General features: G+C 73.7%; 14 protein-coding genes. 9 read left to right on the top strand and 5 right to left on the bottom strand.

Annotated elements, in window-relative coordinates:
• Positions 1–91: 91 nt before the first annotated feature.
• On the bottom strand, positions 92–253 hold the full coding sequence (locus tag ACWEPX_RS16550) for a hypothetical protein (protein ID WP_451898024.1): 162 nt from the start codon (positions 251–253) through the stop codon (positions 92–94).
• 215 nt (positions 254–468) lie between these two features.
• Between ACWEPX_RS16550 and ACWEPX_RS16545 the strand changes: the two genes are divergently transcribed.
• Positions 469–1,362: a hypothetical protein gene (locus ACWEPX_RS16545; protein WP_451898023.1), complete on the top strand. Its 894-nt coding sequence runs from the start codon at positions 469–471 to the stop codon at positions 1,360–1,362.
• Between the two features lie 95 nt (positions 1,363–1,457).
• Here the strand turns inward: ACWEPX_RS16545 and ACWEPX_RS16540 are convergent, their stop codons facing one another.
• Genes ACWEPX_RS16540 through ACWEPX_RS16525 form a run of 4 tightly spaced genes read right to left on the bottom strand, consistent with a single transcriptional unit; the run spans position 1,458 to position 7,345 of the window.
• On the bottom strand, positions 1,458–4,517 hold the full coding sequence (locus ACWEPX_RS16540; RefSeq protein ID WP_451898022.1) for an ATP-binding protein: 3,060 nt from the start codon (positions 4,515–4,517) through the stop codon (positions 1,458–1,460).
• Positions 4,514–5,083, bottom strand: a complete 570-nt coding sequence (locus tag ACWEPX_RS16535) for a hypothetical protein (protein ID WP_451898021.1) — start codon at positions 5,081–5,083, stop codon at positions 4,514–4,516. The genes ACWEPX_RS16540 and ACWEPX_RS16535 overlap by 4 nt, the downstream gene beginning before the upstream one ends.
• The gene (locus ACWEPX_RS16530; protein WP_451898020.1) at positions 5,040–6,752 is read right to left on the bottom strand and encodes a tyrosine-protein kinase family protein; all 1,713 of its coding nucleotides are present in this window, start codon (positions 6,750–6,752) and stop codon (positions 5,040–5,042) included. Before ACWEPX_RS16530 ends, ACWEPX_RS16535 begins: the two co-directional genes overlap by 44 nt.
• The gene (locus ACWEPX_RS16525; protein WP_451898019.1) at positions 6,749–7,345 is read right to left on the bottom strand and encodes a TIR domain-containing protein; all 597 of its coding nucleotides are present in this window, start codon (positions 7,343–7,345) and stop codon (positions 6,749–6,751) included. Before ACWEPX_RS16525 ends, ACWEPX_RS16530 begins: the two co-directional genes overlap by 4 nt.
• Before the next feature lie 255 nt (positions 7,346–7,600).
• On the opposite strand from ACWEPX_RS16525, the gene ACWEPX_RS16520 reads away from it, so the two are divergent.
• The 8 genes from ACWEPX_RS16520 (at position 7,601) to ACWEPX_RS16485 (ending at position 17,305) form a co-directional block, all read left to right on the top strand.
• Complete coding sequence (locus ACWEPX_RS16520; RefSeq protein WP_451898018.1) at positions 7,601–8,194, top strand: toll/interleukin-1 receptor domain-containing protein; 594 nt, start codon at positions 7,601–7,603, stop codon at positions 8,192–8,194.
• Positions 8,191–10,137 (top strand): hypothetical protein, encoded by a 1,947-nt coding sequence (locus ACWEPX_RS16515; RefSeq protein WP_451898017.1) that lies wholly within the window; start codon positions 8,191–8,193, stop codon positions 10,135–10,137. The genes ACWEPX_RS16520 and ACWEPX_RS16515 overlap by 4 nt, the downstream gene beginning before the upstream one ends.
• Positions 10,134–11,174 (top strand): hypothetical protein, encoded by a 1,041-nt coding sequence (locus tag ACWEPX_RS16510; protein WP_451898016.1) that lies wholly within the window; start codon positions 10,134–10,136, stop codon positions 11,172–11,174. Before ACWEPX_RS16515 ends, ACWEPX_RS16510 begins: the two co-directional genes overlap by 4 nt.
• Before the next feature lie 379 nt (positions 11,175–11,553).
• On the top strand, positions 11,554–13,680 hold the full coding sequence (locus ACWEPX_RS16505; RefSeq protein ID WP_451898015.1) for a caspase family protein: 2,127 nt from the start codon (positions 11,554–11,556) through the stop codon (positions 13,678–13,680).
• The gene (locus ACWEPX_RS16500) at positions 13,677–14,396 is read left to right on the top strand and encodes a hypothetical protein (RefSeq protein ID WP_451898014.1); all 720 of its coding nucleotides are present in this window, start codon (positions 13,677–13,679) and stop codon (positions 14,394–14,396) included. The genes ACWEPX_RS16505 and ACWEPX_RS16500 overlap by 4 nt, the downstream gene beginning before the upstream one ends.
• A gap of 100 nt (positions 14,397–14,496) precedes the next feature.
• Entirely contained in the window at positions 14,497–15,279 is a 783-nt protein-coding gene (locus tag ACWEPX_RS16495; RefSeq protein ID WP_451898013.1) for a hypothetical protein, read from the top strand.
• Positions 15,276–16,313: a GNAT family N-acetyltransferase gene (locus ACWEPX_RS16490; RefSeq protein WP_451898012.1), complete on the top strand. Its 1,038-nt coding sequence runs from the start codon at positions 15,276–15,278 to the stop codon at positions 16,311–16,313. Before ACWEPX_RS16495 ends, ACWEPX_RS16490 begins: the two co-directional genes overlap by 4 nt.
• Entirely contained in the window at positions 16,310–17,305 is a 996-nt protein-coding gene (locus ACWEPX_RS16485; RefSeq protein WP_451898011.1) for a GNAT family N-acetyltransferase, read from the top strand. Before ACWEPX_RS16490 ends, ACWEPX_RS16485 begins: the two co-directional genes overlap by 4 nt.

Here is a 17,305-nt window from a genome sequence, read left to right as displayed (position 1 = left end):
TGGATCGAGTACAGCAGTTCGCGGGTCGCCGGGCAATTGCCCCGGCCGCGAATTCCCGCGTGGAAACCGCGGCCGGGGCAGGAGGGGCGAATCACCCGTGCCAGGGGTTCCCCTCGGTGGTGGCCGTGGTGGTGGTCGTGGGCGGCGCGGCGGGCGAACCCTCGTCGGCGGCCCCGGTCCCGGTGCCGACGAGGCACAGCGCGACCAGCGACGAGGTGATGGCGGCGAGCAGACCGGACACGATTCTGGACATGGCGAACACTCCTCGGGAATTGTGGTTGACCGGGCATTTCAACGCCCACCACAAGGATTCGCCCACAGTGGTGCGACCAACAAGGAGGTGACCGTTTCCCCGCGGGGCGGACAACGGGACACAGCCCGATCCACGCACCATCCACGTCCGGTCGACAGGCCGCGCCCATGCTTCGCCGCGCACGACAAACAGCGATCATCCGGGAGGTTTGGAGAGTGAGCGAAGTTGCGACCTACGACGTCGCCGTGTCTTTCGCCGAGGAGCAGCGCGCCGCCGTCGACGAGGTGGTCGAGGCGTTCCGGCAGCGCGGGCTGACCGTCCTGCACGGCCCCGACCACATCCACGAGTGGTGGGCGCACAAGGACGGCGGCGACCTGCCCGCCGCCCGGGTGCGGTTCTTCCTGCCGTTCGTGTCCTCGGTGGACGAGTTCAGCGCGGCCATGCTGCGGGCGGTCAAGGCCGGGGACGAGCACGTGCTGCCGGTGCTGGTCGGCGGGGTCGAGGTGCCCGCGGACCTGCTGCACCCGCATGTGTCCTATCTGCGCGGCACCGACCCCGACCGCCTCACCGACGCCTTGAGCGGGCGGATCGAGGCGGCGGAGGCCAGCGGGCGCGACCGCGCGGCGGTCGCGGAGGTGGTGACCGCGGCCCGCGCGGCCGCCGCCCCGGTGGCGGCGATCCCGGCCGGGTTCAGCCGCTACGCCGAGCAGGACGCGGCCCTGCGCTACCTCGGCGAGCAGTTCGCCGCGGCGGCGCCCGGCCTGGCCCGGCGCGGGTTCGTCGGCACCGTGCACCGCGGCGAGGCGCGCATCGCCGTCCGCGTCGAGCGCGCGGGCGACACGGTGTACGCCTTGGACGTCCAGCGCGGCGGCATCGGGGGCGACGAGACGGTGAACTTCGTCGTCGGCAGGCACGACGCGGGCAGCGCTTGCAGCAACGGCTGGGCCCGCCCGGTCTACGACCCGGCCACCGGCTCGGCGGGGCTGGAGCTGCACGACCTGTCGGTGCTGGGCCGCGGCGCCGCCGAACCGCGCACCTACAGCCGCGAAGCCCTCTTCGCCGCGCTCTGGCAGCGCATCGAGGAGGTCCTCGCCGCCACCGTGCGCTGACCACGCCGGGAGCGCCCCTCAGCCGAGGGGCGCTTCTTGCTGTCCACAGCGAAAACGGCGAACAGCGCCCCCTCGTGCGGGGGCGCTGTTCGCGGTCACTCCCGGCGGGCCCGGTCGAGCACCTCCTCCAACCGCAGCGGGCTGGGCGGGTGGTGGCTCAGGCACAGCGGCGCGAGCATCCTGCGGAAGCCGAAGTCCTCCCCGGTGACGTAGAACTGCCCGCGGTCCAGCTTGCCGATGTCGGCGACCGCGCTGCCCTTGGCCCTGGCCAGCTCGGTCGCGGCGGCGATCTGGGCCGGGTTGTTCAGCCTGCCGAAGAACTGCGTCGTGGCGTTGCCGGTCACCTGGTTGTGCACGCCCTTGGGCGCCTGCGTGGCCAGCACCAGCCCCAGGCCGTACTTGCGCGCCTGCGAGGCGAGCAGGATGGTGCTCTGCGTGCTCGCCGTCCACGCCCCGGACGGGGCGATCGTCTGGGCCTCGTCCATGACCAGCAGGCCCGCCAGCGGGCGGTCGGCGGCCGGGTTGCGCTTGGCCCAGGCGAACACCTCCAGCTGGAGCTGGCTGACGAACGCCTGCCGCTGCTCGTCCGACGGCAGGCCGACGAAGCTGATCACCGAGACCCGGGCCCGCTTGCCCGGCGCCGGGGTCAGCAGCCCCGCCGGGTCGGTCGGCTCGCCCGCCCCGCCGAGGAGCGGGTCGTTGACCATCGCCGCGCGCAGCGTCTCGGCCAGGTCGGCGGCCATGGCCGCGGCGCTGCTGAGCTGGCTGACCCCCTCGGGCAGCTCGGCGAGCACGTCGACGAACCCGGACAGGTCGCGCTTGCCGCTGCGGGCGTAGTGGGTCAGCGCCTCGCGCAGCACCGCCTGGCCGCGCACGGCGGTCTTGGTGCCGCCCGCCACCCGGGCGTGCGGCACCAGGCGGGCCACGGCGGCCTCCACCGACGCGGTGAACTCGTCGGCGTCGTCGAGCACGCCCGCGAAGTCCGGCAGCGGGTGGAAGCTCAGCGGGCGCGCCGACGAGCGGCCCGGCGTCCACACCACCACGTCGGTGTTGGCCAGGTACTCCGCGGCGATCCGGTCGTCGCCCGGCCGCCAGTCCGGCGGCGGCGACGGCCAGGGGTCACCCAGCCGCGCGAGGTCGTTGTTGGGGTCGAGCACGATCGCCGAGACGCCGCGCACCGCGCACTCCTCCACGATCCGCCGCAGCAGCACGGTCTTCCCGCTGCCGGACCCCGCGAAGATCATGACGTGCTTGCGCAGCGATTCCAGCGCGATGCGGATCTCCCCTGCCATGCCGAGGGCGAGCACGTCCGGCGGCGGCGGGCGGGTCTCCTGGTGGCTGCCCGCGGCCCGGCCGGGGTCGGGCAGGATGTCCCGCAGGAGCGTGCGGCTCGCGGGCTTGCGCGCCACCAGCCACGCCAGCAGCTGGTGGCTCGGCATGGGCAGCATCTCCTTGAGCGCGCTGAACGTGCGCAGGTCGTCGTCGGAGATCTTGACCCACTTGCCGCCCGCCTGCTCCAGCTCGGCCACCTCGGCCTTGGTCTTGTCGCCGGTCCAGCCCTGCTTGCCGTTGCGGATCAGCACCAGGTGCCGGTCGCGGGCGCCCATCCTGACCTGCGCGGCGGTGCGGGCGTCGCGCAGCCTGCGCAGCACCCGGTTGCCGTGGCTGCTGGCGATCATCCGGAAGCCCCAGCGCTCGAAGGTGTCCAGCTCCTCGTTGAGGGTGCGCCGCAGGCCAGCGTGCAGCGAGCCAGGCGAGCCGTCGGCGGGCTCGGCTGCCCAGGCCATGTCGTCGTTGCCGACCTCGTTGATCCACGACTTGAGCCCGGCCAGCAGCAGCGCGGGCATCACCTCGTCCTCGTTGTGCTGCTTGAGCTCGGCCGCCGTGATGGCGGCCTGGCTGCGCAGCTGGGCGAAGCGCGCGTCGAACTCGCTGAAGTAGTCCGGCTCGGGGCCGTCCTGCGGCGCGTGCGCCTCGGGCGGGCGCTCGTCGAAGGAGGTCAGCTCGTGGATCTCGCCGTAGAGGCAGGACTCGGCGTGGGCGTGGATGCGCTTGAGCAGCTCCCGCGGCGTGCGCGCGACCCACCCGGCGTCGGCGAACGCCTCCGGGGCCACCGGCCAGGTCGGGTGCGGCGGGACGAACCCGTCGCGCTGGTAGATCACCCCCAGCCACCGCTGCACCAGCGTCCTGGCGTTCTCCGGGTTGATGATGGACCCCAGGATCGGGGTCTCGGTGAACCGGTCGAACACCGTGTCGCTGGCGATCGAGTGCAGCTGCTTCCACGTGTTGGGCAGGCACGCCACGATCGACAGCGTGCGCCGGGTCGTCTCGCGCAGCTGCATGAGGCCGTCGGCGATGAGCGCGATCTCCTGGGCCAGCTCGGTGCCGGTCACCGCCTCGTCGATGGCGTCCTGGCCGCGGTTGACCAGGGTGTCCAGCTGGTCGATGGCGACCACGCACGGGCCGGTCAGCGCCAGCACCCGGGAGATGTCGCGCACCAGCGCCCGCGACGGCTTGGCCCGCGGCTGGATGCCCCACGGGCGCCGCTCCTCCCCCGCCTCCGGCAGGCCCTGCAGGTACGCCATGCCGATGTCGGCGTGCTCGGAGCCGTAGAGCACCAGCGCCCGGATCGTGTCGGCGCACTCCACAGCGATGCGGGGGTCGACCTTGCGCAGGTGGTTGCCGAAGACGCGCAGGTCGTCCGGGGTCAGCGGGGCGTCGCCGAGCACCGCGGCGGCCACGGCGTCCGGCACGCCCGCGGTCCTCGCGAGCTGCCGCAGCAGCACCGTGAGCTGGAGTTCGCCGTCGTCGTCGGCACGGCGCAGCTCGCTGCGCATCGCGTCGGCGACGTCGTCCCAGAACACCTTGCCCGCGGTCAGCTCGACCAGGAAGAAGTAGCCGCCGTCGCGCTGCACCATGCGGCGCACCGTCCCCAGCAGGTGGGTCTTGCCGACGCCCTTCTGCCCTTGCAGCACCAGGCCGACCGGGCTGGGCCCGGTGCTCGCCTTGGCGTCGGCGATGCCCGCCAGGATGCGCTGCTCCGCCTTGAAGTGCAGCCCCTCCACGTGCGACGGCGAGGTGTGCCAGACGTCGTCGGGCGTCTCGGCGGAGTTGAAGCGCAGCGCGGCCAGCGCCTCGCGTAGGTGCTCGGTCATGATTCCTCGATCGCCATGAGGTGCTTGTCCTCGTTGCCGACCCGGATCGCGGCGGCGTGGTCGGCCTCGGTGAGGACCTTGCGGTTGGAGTCGGGGGCCAGGTGCGCCTCGCCCGCGCGGACCATGCGCAGCAGCACCGCGTCCACTTCGGACCGCTCCGCGCCGTCGAGCCGGGGCCGCAGCTTGGCCAGGCGGACCCAGTCCTGCGGCTTGACCGACAGGTCCAGGTAGGCCGCGCGGATCAGCGTCTCCAGGTCGCGCGGGGAGATGATCTCCGCGAGGCTGGCGCCGGTCCGGCTCAGGTGCGCGGCGATGCGGCGCAGGAGGTCCAGCGCGATGACGATCATCGGGCCGGAGCGGGCGGGCGCCTCGATGGCGGCCAGCTCCCGCTCGCACCAGGCGATGCCCTCGTCGGTGATCTGGTGCATGTACGGCCTGGTGTCGGTGGCCGTCTTGAGCAGGCCCGCCTTGTTCAGCCGCTGGCGGCCCGCCGGGCGCAGGTCGATCCCGGCCTTGGTCAGGTCAGTGTTGGGCACCGCCCGGTTCTCCCGCATCAGCAGCAGCATCGCCGCCTTCTCGTGGGGCCCGAATTTCTCCGCCATGTCGCGCCTTTCCGTTGGTCGCTGCGTGGATTCGTCGGTCGATGCGGTCGAGCAGGGCGTCGCGCCCGGCCCGCAGGTCGTCGGGGGCGGGCATGCCCGGTCCGCCGCCCGCCGACCGGCTCAGCAGGTCGAGGTCGACGGCGAGGTCGCGCAGCCGGGCCAGCTCGCCCTCGTCCAGGGCCTGGGCCATGCCGAGCAAGGTCTGCTCGACCAGGCCCAGCCGCTCGGGATAGGGGATCTCGGCCAGGGCGCGCAGGGCGGCCGCCGCCGCGCGCAGGGCGTCCACGTCGGGGTCGGCGCCCTCCTGGGCGACCCCGGTGATGAGCCCGTGCAGCTCCTGGGCCACCCGGACCGGCCGGGCGGCGGGCTCGAACTCCAGGGGCCGCAGGTTGCGCAGGAAGCCGGGCAGGCGGTCGCGGTCGGTGCCGCGGGTCAGCACGCAGAACAGCTGGCGCTGGTCGCCGTCGGGGTCCAGGGCGTGCCGCAGGAACCGCTCGGCCTCGGTGAGCTGCCAGCGGCTCACCTCGCCGTCGACGACCAGGCACAGGTGCTTGGCGGGCTCGCGGGTCCGGTCGAGGAACTCCGCGTCCCCGGACAGCGACCGGTCCACCCGCAGGTCCAGCGCGCGCAGCTCGTCGATCAGCGCGGTCGCGGTGGGCAGCGCCGAGCGCGGGCTGGACACCAGCAGGTCCAGGTCGAAGCTGCGGTGCCGGGCGCGGGCGGCGGCCACGTAGGCGTCGCGGTTGTCGGCGAGCAGGTCGGTGCGGTCGAACTGCTGGGCGATCACCGCGGCCACGGTCTCCAGGGCGAAGGAGATCTGGTCGGCCGACGGGACGCGCTCCTCCCGCACCGGGAGCTGCTCGCCGAAGCTCCAGTAGGAGACGTAGGGCAGGGTCAGGTGGCGCAGCATCAGGTCTTCCGGCACGGTCTTGGCCAGCCACGAGCCGAACAGCGGCGCGACGACCTCGGCGCACTTGCGCTGCCAGCTCTCGGCGCGCTCGTACTCGACGCGGTTGTCGAGGCGGGACAGGATCGGCAGCACCAAGTGCCGCGGGCGGTCGTAGGGCAGGCGGTCGCGGGCCTGGTCGGCCAGCCGCACGATGCCCATCGCGTCGACGAGGTTCTGGTCGTTCGCGGTGAACACCACGGCCAGCCGGTCGGGCAGGTGGGCGGTGCAGATGCCCGCGATGTCGGAGATCCCGGTGCGGCTGTCGATCAGCACGAAGTCGTAGTCGGCGGTCCACTCCTCCCGGCAGCGCTCCAGGAAGGTGGCGAACCCGCGCCGGTAGAGGTCTTCCCAGTCGATGGCCTGCATGCGGCGGGTGTAGGAGCCGTCGCGCCTGCCCGCGGCCAGCAGGGCGAGGGTGTCGCCCTCGATGGCCAGCCGCACCTCGTGCGACCGCGGCCCCTGCGCGCCCGCGAGGAAGTCGTAGGCGAGGTCGATGACGCCGCCTTCGGGCGCGGTGGGCATCACCGGGGCGAAGTAGTGGTGCAGGCCAGGCGCTTCCAGATCCCAATCGATGACCAGCACGCGGTATCCCCACCTGGCGAGCAGGACGGAGATGTTGGCCAGGGTGAAGCTGCGCCCGACCCCGCCTTTGTAGGAGTAGAACGTGATGACGGTCCCGGTCATGGGTCGAACCTCGGCATCGGCGGCGGCGGGATGATCACCGGATCGGGTTTGACGACGACCGGCCAATCGGGCTGCCACGGGGGCACCTGCTGCAGCAGCTGGACGAGGTCCTGGGCGAGCTCGGTCATCCGCCGGTGGAAGCGCACGAATTCCCGGCTCTCCTGGTAGACGACGTCGGGGAAGCCGTAATCCTTGAAATCGCACCACGCCAGCTCGCGGCCCTCGGCCGGGAAGTTCTCCGAGTCGGAGTAGAGAATGGGGTACACCAATCCCTGCGGGATGCGCGGGTTGGCGATCCCGAGCACCTTCTCCCGCTCCTGCATGCTCCGCCACTCGGCCATGCACCAGGGCGACTGGAAGTAGCCCGGCGTCAGCAGCTGCACCATGATCTTGCTGTGCAGCAGCGCGCGCTGCAGGTCCGACGGCCAGTGCACGCCCCGGGGCATCGTGCGGTCCACGTACACCCGCGGCGCGGGGGCGATCTGGTCGGCGAGGCAGTCCTTCAGCTTCTGGTGGAAGTGGTTCAGCAGCCACTTCTGCACGCTGCCGTGGCGGCAGTAGCTGATGAAAATGTCGAACTTGTAGCCGGACACGCGGCAGATGATAAGCAGCGATCACCCGGAAATGAAAGAGTGAAAAGTGGACAGTTGCGGGGAATGGGACGCGGAAGTGGACAAAGAATGGCCAACCCCGCCGATTCCGCCCCGGCCGCCGAACTGGAAACATCCCAACCACCCCCGTTGTCGGTGGCTTTCGCTAAGGTCTGGTCCCGCACTGTCCGGCCATTGCCGCCGTCGGCGCCCGACGGCTGCGGCCACCCACCGGCGAACCGGGAGCGAATCCCCACGATGCGAGTATTCGTCAACTACCGGACCGGCGACGGCGAGCACATCGCCCTGCTCGTGTCCCGATTCCTCAGCGCGCGGCTGGGCGCGGAGAACGTGTTCTTCGCCAGCCGCTCGATCCCGGCGGGCGCGGAATTCGACCGCGAGCTGCTGCGCAACGTCTGGCGCAGCGACGCCCTCGTCGCCGTGATCGGCGCGCGGTGGCTGGCGGCGCGCGACCGGCTCGACGACCCGCATGACTGGGTGCGCCGCGAGATCGCCGAGGCGCTCTCCCACCAGGTCACCGTGATCCCGCTGCTGGTCGACGCGGTGCCCCGGCCTGCGGCGGCGGACCTGCCGGAGCCCTTGGCGGGTCTGGCCAAATGCCAGGGGATCCGGCTGCACGTGCCGGACGCGGACGCGGGCTTGGAGCGGCTGGCCGCCGCGCTCGGCGCACCCGCCGCCGCCCCCGCCAACGCGCCGGTCCGCGGCGGCGGCATCGGCTCGATCACCGCCACGACGGTCACCGCCCTCACCGACGCGCAGGGGCCGGTGCACATCGGGGACCGGATCACCTTCCACCGCCCCCACTCCGGGACGCACCGGGAGCCGCGATGAGCACGGGCGGGATCGGGTCGGTCTCCGGCAACCGGGTCTTCGCCATCACCGATCCCCAGGCGTCGGTGATGGTCGTCGAGCGGGCCGACTTCACCATCAACGCCCCTGCCACCCCGCACGTGCGCAGGCTGGTCCCGAACGACATCATCGACACCCTGCTCAAGGTGTTCGTCCCCCCGCGCGGCTACGGCCAGATCGCCGACCACCTGCGGAAGCGGCGGACGGTGATCGTGACCGGCGCGCCCGGCACCGGGCGGCGGTCCGCCGCGCTGATGGCCCTGGTGGAGTCCAGCGACGCGGGCAGCGGGTTCCGCGAGCTGCCCGACGACGAGTCCGACGGGGTCCTGCGCTTCGACCCAGAGGTCATCGAGCCCGGCGAACGCCTCGTACTCGACTTCTCCGCCGACGCGCGGGCGCTGACCCCGCAGGTGTGCGCGCAGTTGCGCGCGTACCGGGCCGAGGTCGCCGAGCGCGGCGCCTACCTGGCGATCGTGCTGCCCGCGACGGCCGGGCACACCGAGATCCAGGCGCCGGTGGTCGAGATCGGCCGCCCGGACGGCGCCGAGGTGCTGCGCAGGCACCTGGCGGCGCTGGGTGTGCCCGACGCGCCCGCCGACCAGCGGCTCGCCCCGCACTGCGCAGGCGACCCGATGCGCGAGCTGGCCGCCCTGGCGGACCGGATCGCCCGCGCCCGCGCCGACCTCGACGGGGGCGGCACCTGGGAGCAGTGGCTCACCCCCGCGCTCAACGGCGCCCAGGCGCAGGCCGGCGCGGTGGCCGCGGCCGTGCGCAAGCACCGCGGCGGGCGCACCCGCGCGCTGCTGCTCGCCGCCGCGGTGTTCGAGCAGGCCACCCCCGAGGTCGTCGCGCTGGCCAGCGCGCGGCTGCTCGACCTCGTCGACTACCCGCCCGACGAGGAGCACCGGCTGGACAAGCCCGATCTCGCCCAAGCCCTGCACGAGCTGGACGCGGACATCGCCGGTCGGCGCGTGCGCTTCGCAACCCTCACCTACGCCGAGGCCGTGCGCACCCACTTCTGGACCGCCTTCCCCGAGCTGCGGCCGAAGCTGCGCCGCTGGATCGGGCAGTTCCTGCGCGACGGCCGGATGCCCGCCGAGGACCGCGTCGCCGCCGCGCTGCGGTTCACCGAGCAGTGCCTGGCCACCGACCACCCGGAGGACGTCAAGGAGGTCGTCGACGGCTGGACGGCCGCGGGGGCGGGCGAGCCGCTGCTCGCCGCGGCAGGCGCGGCGCTGAGCCGGGGCCTGCTCGACGACCGGCACGACCGCTGGTTCCGGGGCCAGGTGTACGACTGGTCGCGCCAGGCGGCGCTGCCCCCGGCCCTGGCCGGGCTGCTGATCGAGCTGTGCGTGGACACCATCGCCCCCGTCCGGCCGGGGCAGGCCCTGGTGCGGCTGCGGCACCTGGCCAAGCACCAGGACGCGGGCGTCGCCGCCGAGGCCCGCGCCGCGATCGCCCGCCTGGCCGAGCAGGACGGGTACTTCGCCCGGCGGCTGCTCCACCGCGTCCACCACGACCTGAGCGGCTGGCACCCCCAGCCGGTCGACCACGCGCTGTTCGCCGTCGTCGCCGACCCGGCGCTGCTGTTCGGCGCGGGCGGGCGGGCGCGGCTGCGGATCACCGAGCCGCGCACCCGGCGGCTGCTGACCGAGGCGTGGGCGGTCGCGCTCACCGCGGGCAGCGCGCCGCTGATCACCTCCTGGCTCGACGCGCACGCCGCCGCGCCGGAGCGCGACGCGCTCATCGACTGCCTGGCCGACGCCGCGCGCGGCACCCCCGCCGCCGTCGCCCTGCTCTACGCGACCGCCCGCGACTGGCACGCCGCCGCCCCGACCCCCGACGACGCCCGAAACCGCCTGCGCACGGCGGCGCAGCTGCGCAAGGCGTGCATGACCGTCCACAGTGAAAGGACCTCGCAGTGACCAGCAGCGACCGGATCATCGTCGGGGCGGGCATCGCCGCCACCGTGGTGGGGACCTTCGTCCTGGCCGCGGCGGGCCAGCCGTTCTGGCTGGGCTCGGCGATCTGCGTGCCGGTCTTCGCCCTCGTGCTCCTGGTGCGCCACCACTGGGAGGACAGCAGGGCCGCCGCCCCGGTGGTCTACCAGCCGGTCCCGGTCCAGCCCGCCGCGGTCCAGGCGCCCCCGGGCACGCACATCCGCGATGTCGCCCTGCCCAGCGCCGCGGCCGACTACCGCTTCCTGCTGCACGGCCTCGTCCGCTGGCGGGCGGCGGCGGACGCGCCCGTGACCGGCGCGGAGCGGATCGCGGTCAACGCCGTGGTCGAGCGCGCCCAGCGGATCACCCGCCAGGAGCCGCCCGAGGTCCACGACCTCATCGCGCCCCGCCTGGCCGTCGAGCTGGGCCAGCCCGCGCCCGACCGCACCGGGCTGGTCGAGGCGTGGCTGGAGGAGGTCGTCGTCACGCTCCCGGACGCCGACCTGCAACGCCTGCGCAGGCTCGCCGACGTGCGCAAGGACGAGCAGGTCTGGGAGCAGGAGCGCCAGCTTGAGCGGAACAAGCGGCGCTACCTGCGCGACGACGTCCTGCAGTCCACCGGCAGCGCGGTGGTGTGGTGGCTGGCCCAGGACCCGACCCGCGTCGAGCAGACGGTCTCGCTCATCGGCGCGCTGGCCAAGCTGTCCGCCGTCGCCCAGGACCGGCCGCTTGACCCGGTGTTCGAGCAGTTCGAGGAGGTTCCCGAGACGGTGGAGGCGGCCGTGCGCAGGCTGATGGACGAGGTCGTCCCCGGCAGCGCGGAGCACGTGCGGTCGGACTTCGCCGATCGGCTGGCGAGCCTGGCTTCCGAACTCGGGGCGGACGAGGTCGCGGCGCGCATCCGGGAGGCGTTCAACGCGCCGGATCTCCTCGCTGCGGATCTCTTCAGCCCGACCGACGTCCCGGCTGCCGCACGCAATGGCGACGGGCCGCATGACGAGGTGGGCGAAGTCAGCGGATGACCACGCCTTCGACACGGGTTTGCGCAGGTCACAAGTGGTGGGTTGCTCGCTTCGACAGCGCGACCTAGGCCGTTCGGGTGATCTCGGGCGCGTCCGAGCGATGGAGCGGGGTGGCGTTGCTAGCGTCTTTGATCACACAGCTGCGGTGACCGGTGGGGGCGGCGTTGTGATCATCCGGGACAGCGGGTCGGCGGCGGGGTGCGCCGCCGGTCGCGGCGGAGCCGGCCGGTCGGCGCGGGAACCGGTGGCACCTGCGGGGTCCGCCGTGCGCTTGCCGCGCCGATGTGGGCGGGCCACCCGCGCGGGGTGCTCGGCGGCGCGCCGCGGCGATCCGGAACCGGGCGGCGTGGCCCCCGGGCAGCGCTAGCTTGGAGGAACAGTGCCGCAGGCCCTCGTCGTCGGGATCGACCGCTACTCGGCGCAGCGGATTCCGCCGCTGCGGTGCGCAGCCAACGACGCCGAGGAGGTGTCCCGGCACCTGAAGTCCGCCGGGTTCGAGGTCGTCACGCTCACCGACTTCGCCGCCACCCGGCGCGACATCCACTGGGAGCTGGAGGTCGGGCTCAACGAGCGGGTGCGCGACGCCGACGAGCCGGTGCTGATCTACTGGTCCGGGCACGGCATGTCGGACCTGCGGGAGACCGCCGACAGCGACCGCGGCTGGTCGACCTTCCTGCTGCCGCACGACGCCGACATCGACCAGCCGATGGCCTCGGCGTTCCCGGTCGCGCAGGTGTGGGCGCTGCTGAACCGGCTCAAGTCGCGCAGGCTGCTGGTCATGCTGGACACCTGCTTCAGCGGCGCGTTCGCGGGCGACAGCCGCGGCTTCGCCATCGGCGCGCGGGGCGCGGCCGTCGACGCCGACGACGACTTCCTGCGCATGGAGGGCCACGGCCGCGTCGTCATCTCCGCCTGCGGCCCCACCGAGGTCGCGCGGGAGGACGACCGGCGCGGGCACGGCCACTTCACCGGCGCGGTGCTCTCGGCGCTGGAGCGCGACACCGGCGCCCGCCAGGCCAAGGTGACCACGCTGATGGCCGAGATCCGCGAGCTGGTCCGCCGGGAGACCAGGGGCGGGCAGACGCCGTCGCTGCACGTGGCCGCCCAGGGCGCGGACTGGAGCATCCCGCTGCCGACCCCAGCCCCCTACCAGCCGCCCCTGCCGAGCTGGGCGTTCGTCGGCACCTCCGGCGGCGTGGGCAAGACGACGCTGGCGATGATGACCGCCGAGCTGCTGGCCGAGTCCGGCAACACCGTGCTCTACCTCGACGCCGACATCGCCCAGCACGGCGGCACCAGCGAGTGGTGCCAGCGGGCCAAGGTCGACATCGGCACCGCGCGCACCTTCGCCGACCACGTGGCGGCCTTCTCCAAGGAGCCGACCCGCACCCAGCAGCACCACCTCAACGACCGGCTGCTCGACGTCACGCCGGACTACCTGCGCCGGTTCGACTGCGGGAAGATCCTGCTGCTGCCCGCCGCGCGCACCAGCGACAAGCTGTTCGTGTTCAACCTCGTCGCCGAGATCAAGGACCGCCGCTCCAACTCGGTGTGCAGGCAGATCCTCGACGCGGCCTTCGAGCGCGGCACCCGGCAGGGGGCGACCTGCGTCGTCATCGACTGCGGCGCCCAGTTCGACCCGCTCGTGGTCAACGCGATCACCGCGGCGCACCACCCGTTCGTCGTGGCGGCGGCCCGGGCGGGGGCGAAGGACTCGCGGGAGACGATCCTGAGCAACTGCACGCAGACGGTCGAGGACTTCAACCGGATGCGGGTGGAGACCGTGGTCAACCGCGTGCCGAGCCGGGAGGCGCTGGTGCGGCACTGGGGCGACCCCGGCTACGGCAAGAGCTTCCACTGGCTGCCCTTCGACCGCAAGCTCTTCCAGGACTGGGAGGAGGGCCGCCCGAACTTCGAGCTGGGCTACGACGAGCTCAGCCACGCCTGGCACGAGATCCTGGTGGCCTCCGACCGCAACGGCTGCGACGGGCTGCACCGCGACTTCCTGCCCAGCGAGTGGGACCGGTTCAGCAAGTGGTCGCTGTGGCTGGTGAACAACCCCGGCTGGGCCGAGGTCACCCGGGGGCTGCTCGGCCGGGCGATCCGCCGCTCCTACGTGGCCGCCGCGCTCTTCCTGGCGATCTTCGCCGCGGGCCTGACCAGCCTGCTCCTGCACGACCCGGCCGTGCCCGACGACGCCGACCCGGCCTACTTCCCGCAATGGCTGGCGATCGCGCTGGTGGCCGTCTCCGGGCTCGCCCTGGTCGGCAACATCGTCGGCAGGCTGCTGCTGCGCCGCCGACGGCGGGTGATCGATGAGGTGGCCCGGCACGCCGTCTCCGCCGACGAGCTGAAGCGCTGGTTCGCCGTGCCGCTGTCGGACGGGCCGTGGTGGAAGGTGTGGCAGTCCAGCCGCAGGGCGGCGATCCAGTGGCTGCACAAGCAGGTGGTCGCCGCGCGGGCCAGCCAGCTCCCCTCCGGGCAGGCGCTTGAGGTGTCGGCATGAGGGACCTCGGCTTCCCCTGCGCCTACACCCGCGCCGCGGGCGCCGGGGACCCCTGCGGCCGCCGGGCGACCCGCCGCAGGCACGGCGAGCCGAAGTGCCTGGGCCACTGGGCCGTGGACTACCTGCTCACCCTGGCGGGCGGCACCGAGCACGCGCGCAAGACCTGGGCGGTGGCCAGCGCGGCCCTGCTGCTGCTCGCGGCGGGCTCGACCTGGTGGCTGCGCGGGCCGACGATCCCGCACGCGGTCACCGCGGTGCTGCTGACCGGCGCGCTGGTCGTCTGCTTCTTCTGGGAGCACCCCGCGGGCGGGGTCGCCGCCTTGGTCGCGGCGCTGGCGACCGCGGTGGTCTGGGCCCGGGGCAGCGGGTTCGGCTACCTGCTGCTCAACCCCGACGCGCCGATCCCCCCGGGCTCGACGCGGACCCAGCAGCTGCTGATCACCTCGATCGACGCCCAGGTGGCGTTCGTCGTGCTGTTCTCCGCCGTCGGCTTCATCATGCTGTACTTCTTCAACAACAACTCCGAGGTGCGGTTCTGGCGCGGGTTCGCCCTGCTGGTCGCCGTCGTGCTGACCATCTCGGTGACCATCTACGCCATCGCCTCCGGTGGGCGCAGCACGGTCCTGGTGCCGTGGGTGGCCGTGGTCGCGCTCGCCACCCTGGTGGCCAGGGGCGGGCGGCTGGCCAGGAAGATCGCGGGCATCCTGCGGGTGTGACGCGCCCGCTCGCCCGCCGGTCGTATCGGCGCTGGGCCGAACGGCTCTTTCAGATGTGGAACCGATGACCGGCGCAAGTCCGGATGGCACACTCCGCCGCGTGTGGGATCGGGCGCGGGCGATGGCGTGGCGGCGGGGCTACCTGCGGGTGGTCCGCTCGTCCTTCGCCACGGTGCCGTTCTACCGGGAGCTGTGGGCGCTCGGCGGCCGCACCGACCCGGTCCTGGTCCCCGGGCGCACCGGGGTCGACGGCGGCGCGGTCCCCGCGGCCGCCCTGGACGGGCGGGTGGGCGACCTGGTCCCGCTCGCCGGCGGCCCGGCGACCATCGATGCGCTGCGCGGCCTCGGCCCGGTGCTCGCCGAGCACCTGGCGGTGGGCCCGGGCGCGCTGGTCGTGGTGGTCGACCCGGCGACGCCGCAGCCGCCGGTGGACCTCCCGGCGGGCGCGCGGTCGTGCGTGCTGGACCCAGCGGGGTTGGGCGGGCCGTACGCGGGCGTGCTGGCGGAGGTGGCCACCCAGCTGCGGGCCGGTCGGCACGTCGTCGCCGTGGGCGGGGACAAGGATCTGGACCAGTTGAGCGCCGCGCTGCCGGAGGCGCTGGCGCCGCGGGTGGCCCGCGCGCCGCTGCGCGGACCGGAGGACCTGGCGGACCCGGTCGGGCCGCACGCCCTCATCGCCCACCCGCTGCTCGGCGTGCTCGGCGCCCTCGGCGCGTGCGGGCGCTGGCACATCGACCACCGCAGGGTGTACCTGCGGGCCACCCCGGCAGGCCCGGCCTACACCCTGCTGCGGCAGCGGTCCCCGCGCCTGGTGGACGTCCTCGCCGGGAGCGGGCGGCCGGGCCGGTGCCCGCGGCACGGGACGCCGGTGGTGGAGCCGTGACGCCCACCGCCCGCATCCACGACCCCCGCACCGACGCCGAACCGGACGGCTGGGCCGACTTCGCCGCCCGGCTGGACCTGCACTCGGTCTGGGACTACGGGCTGATGCGGCTGGAGGCGTGGCTGTCGCGCAACCCCCCGGTGCTGGGGGTCGTCCGCGACGGCGGGCGCATCGTCGCCGCGGCCACCGCCCTGGTCTGCCGCCCGCAGGCCCACCGGTACGCGGCCACGCCCGCCAAGCGGTCGCTGCGCCCGCGGTGGGCGGAGGTCTACCTGCCTTGGCTCTCGGGCTACCCGGCCGTGGTGTTCGACCCCGACCTCGACGACCGCGCGACCGCGGTCCGCTCCTTCGAGCAGGCCCTGCTGCGCCATGTCGGCCCCGGGCTGCTGGGGATCGCCTACCGGGCGGTGTACCCGGACCTGGTGGCCGCGCTGGACCGCCCGCTGGCCCGGGCCTGGCGCAGCGACCCGACCTCGGTGCTGGCCAACGAGTGGCCGACCGAGGACGGCTGGCTGGCCGGGCTGGGCAAGGAGCGGCGCACCAGCATCCGCCGCTACGCCCGCAAGATCGACCGCGATCCGACGCTGGAGGTGCGGGAGGGCTGGGGTCGCACCGACACCGACCCGCACGAGCTGGCGGGGCTGATCAACCGCCACCGCGCCCGGCTGGGGATCGCGCGCACCGACCCGCGCACCGCGGTGTCCGGGGCGTTCCTGGCCGAGTTCGTGCGCAGGCCGGACGTCCGCCTGCTCACCTACCGCGACGACAGCGGCACGCTGCTGGCCGCGAACACGCTGCTGGACCACCCGTCGAGCACCGTGCTGCAGCACTGGGCCGCGCTCACCCCGGCCGAGGGCGGCAGGCACAACCTGTACTTCGACTGCTACCTGCGCTGCGTGCGGCACCTGGTCTCGGCCGGGCGGGCCGAGCTGACCTCCGGGCGCGGGCTGATGGACGTGAAGACCTCGCTGGGGTTCCGCACCCGCGAACTGCGCACGGTCGCCGTGCCCCAACCCGCGGTGGGCCGCCGATGACGGTCGAGGTGCTGGACCCGCGCACGGACCCCGAACCGGCGTACTGGGCGCAGTTGCGCAAGCGGGCCGGGTTGCGCGCGGACTGGGCGTGGCCGGTGCTGCGGGCGCAGGCGTGGAGCGGGCGGTGCCCGCACCTGATCACCGTGCTGCACGGCGACGACGGCCCGGTCGGGGTGGTGAACGCGGGCTGGCTGGGGTTCCCCGGCCGCTGGCGGGGCTTCCTGCCCGCGGGCGCGCGGCCGCGGCTCGGCGCGCTGCACGTGCGCGGCCCGGGCACCAGCGCCGTCCCCGGCTGGTGGCTGGCGGAGGGGGTGCGGGGGTTGGCCTGCTACCAGCGGGCCATGCGCGCCCAGCTCGGCCCCGGCTGCCTGGCCACGGTGCTGCGCCAGGCGACGACGGCCGAGTTGTCCGCATTGGGCGATCGAGTCCTGCTGTCGCGCATCACGGAACCGATTTGGACGATCGATACGGCCGGAATGTCCGATGTGGATGCCTGGCTGCGCTCGTTGGACAAGAAGCGCCGCAGCAACCTGCGGGTGATCGGGCGCAAGCTCGCCGACCGCGTCGTGGTCACCACCACCGCGGGCGAGCGGGTGAGCCAGGCGGCCGAGGTGACCGAGCTGCTGCGCCAGAACAACGCGAAGTACCAGGGCCTGATGCACAACCCGGTGCCGCAGCTGACCGGCTACATCGAGGAGCTGACCGGCCAGCCGGACACGGTGACCTTCCGCTACACCGACCCGGGCACCGGCAGGCTCGTCGGCGTCGGCATCCTGCTGGACCACCCCACCGCGCCGGTCTGGCGCACGTGGGCGATGGTCCCGGTGGACGACGGCGGCGTGCGCGACCTGTACTTCCTGCACATCACGCGCATGATCGAGTGGATCACCGGCAACCGCCGCCCGGCGCTCGTCCTGGGCAAGGGCAAGGGCCGGTTGAAGTCGTCGGTGGGGGCCACCGAGACCGAGCAGCACGCCGCCCTGCTGCGCTGA

The organism is Actinokineospora sp. NPDC004072 (genome assembly GCF_053604195.1).
The sequence above is the reverse complement of the archived record's forward strand: the minus strand, read 5'-3'. Positions and strand labels throughout refer to the sequence as shown.

What these genes read in the sequence shown, in the direction of transcription:
- ACWEPX_RS16500 (WP_451898014.1), top strand. Translation starts at nt 13,677, where the DNA reads ATGAGGGACCTCGGCTTCCCCTGCGCCTACACCCGCGCCGCGGGCGCC.
- ACWEPX_RS16540 (WP_451898022.1), bottom strand. Translation starts at nt 4,517, where the DNA reads ATGACCGAGCACCTACGCGAGGCGCTGGCCGCGCTGCGCTTCAACTCC.
- ACWEPX_RS16530 (WP_451898020.1), bottom strand. Translation starts at nt 6,752, where the DNA reads ATGACCGGGACCGTCATCACGTTCTACTCCTACAAAGGCGGGGTCGGG.
- ACWEPX_RS16520 (WP_451898018.1), top strand. Translation starts at nt 7,601, where the DNA reads ATGCGAGTATTCGTCAACTACCGGACCGGCGACGGCGAGCACATCGCC.
- ACWEPX_RS16535 (WP_451898021.1), bottom strand. Translation starts at nt 5,083, where the DNA reads ATGCTGCTGCTGATGCGGGAGAACCGGGCGGTGCCCAACACTGACCTG.
- ACWEPX_RS16515 (WP_451898017.1), top strand. Translation starts at nt 8,191, where the DNA reads ATGAGCACGGGCGGGATCGGGTCGGTCTCCGGCAACCGGGTCTTCGCC.
- ACWEPX_RS16485 (WP_451898011.1), top strand. Translation starts at nt 16,310, where the DNA reads ATGACGGTCGAGGTGCTGGACCCGCGCACGGACCCCGAACCGGCGTAC.
- ACWEPX_RS16550 (WP_451898024.1), bottom strand. Translation starts at nt 253, where the DNA reads ATGTCCAGAATCGTGTCCGGTCTGCTCGCCGCCATCACCTCGTCGCTG.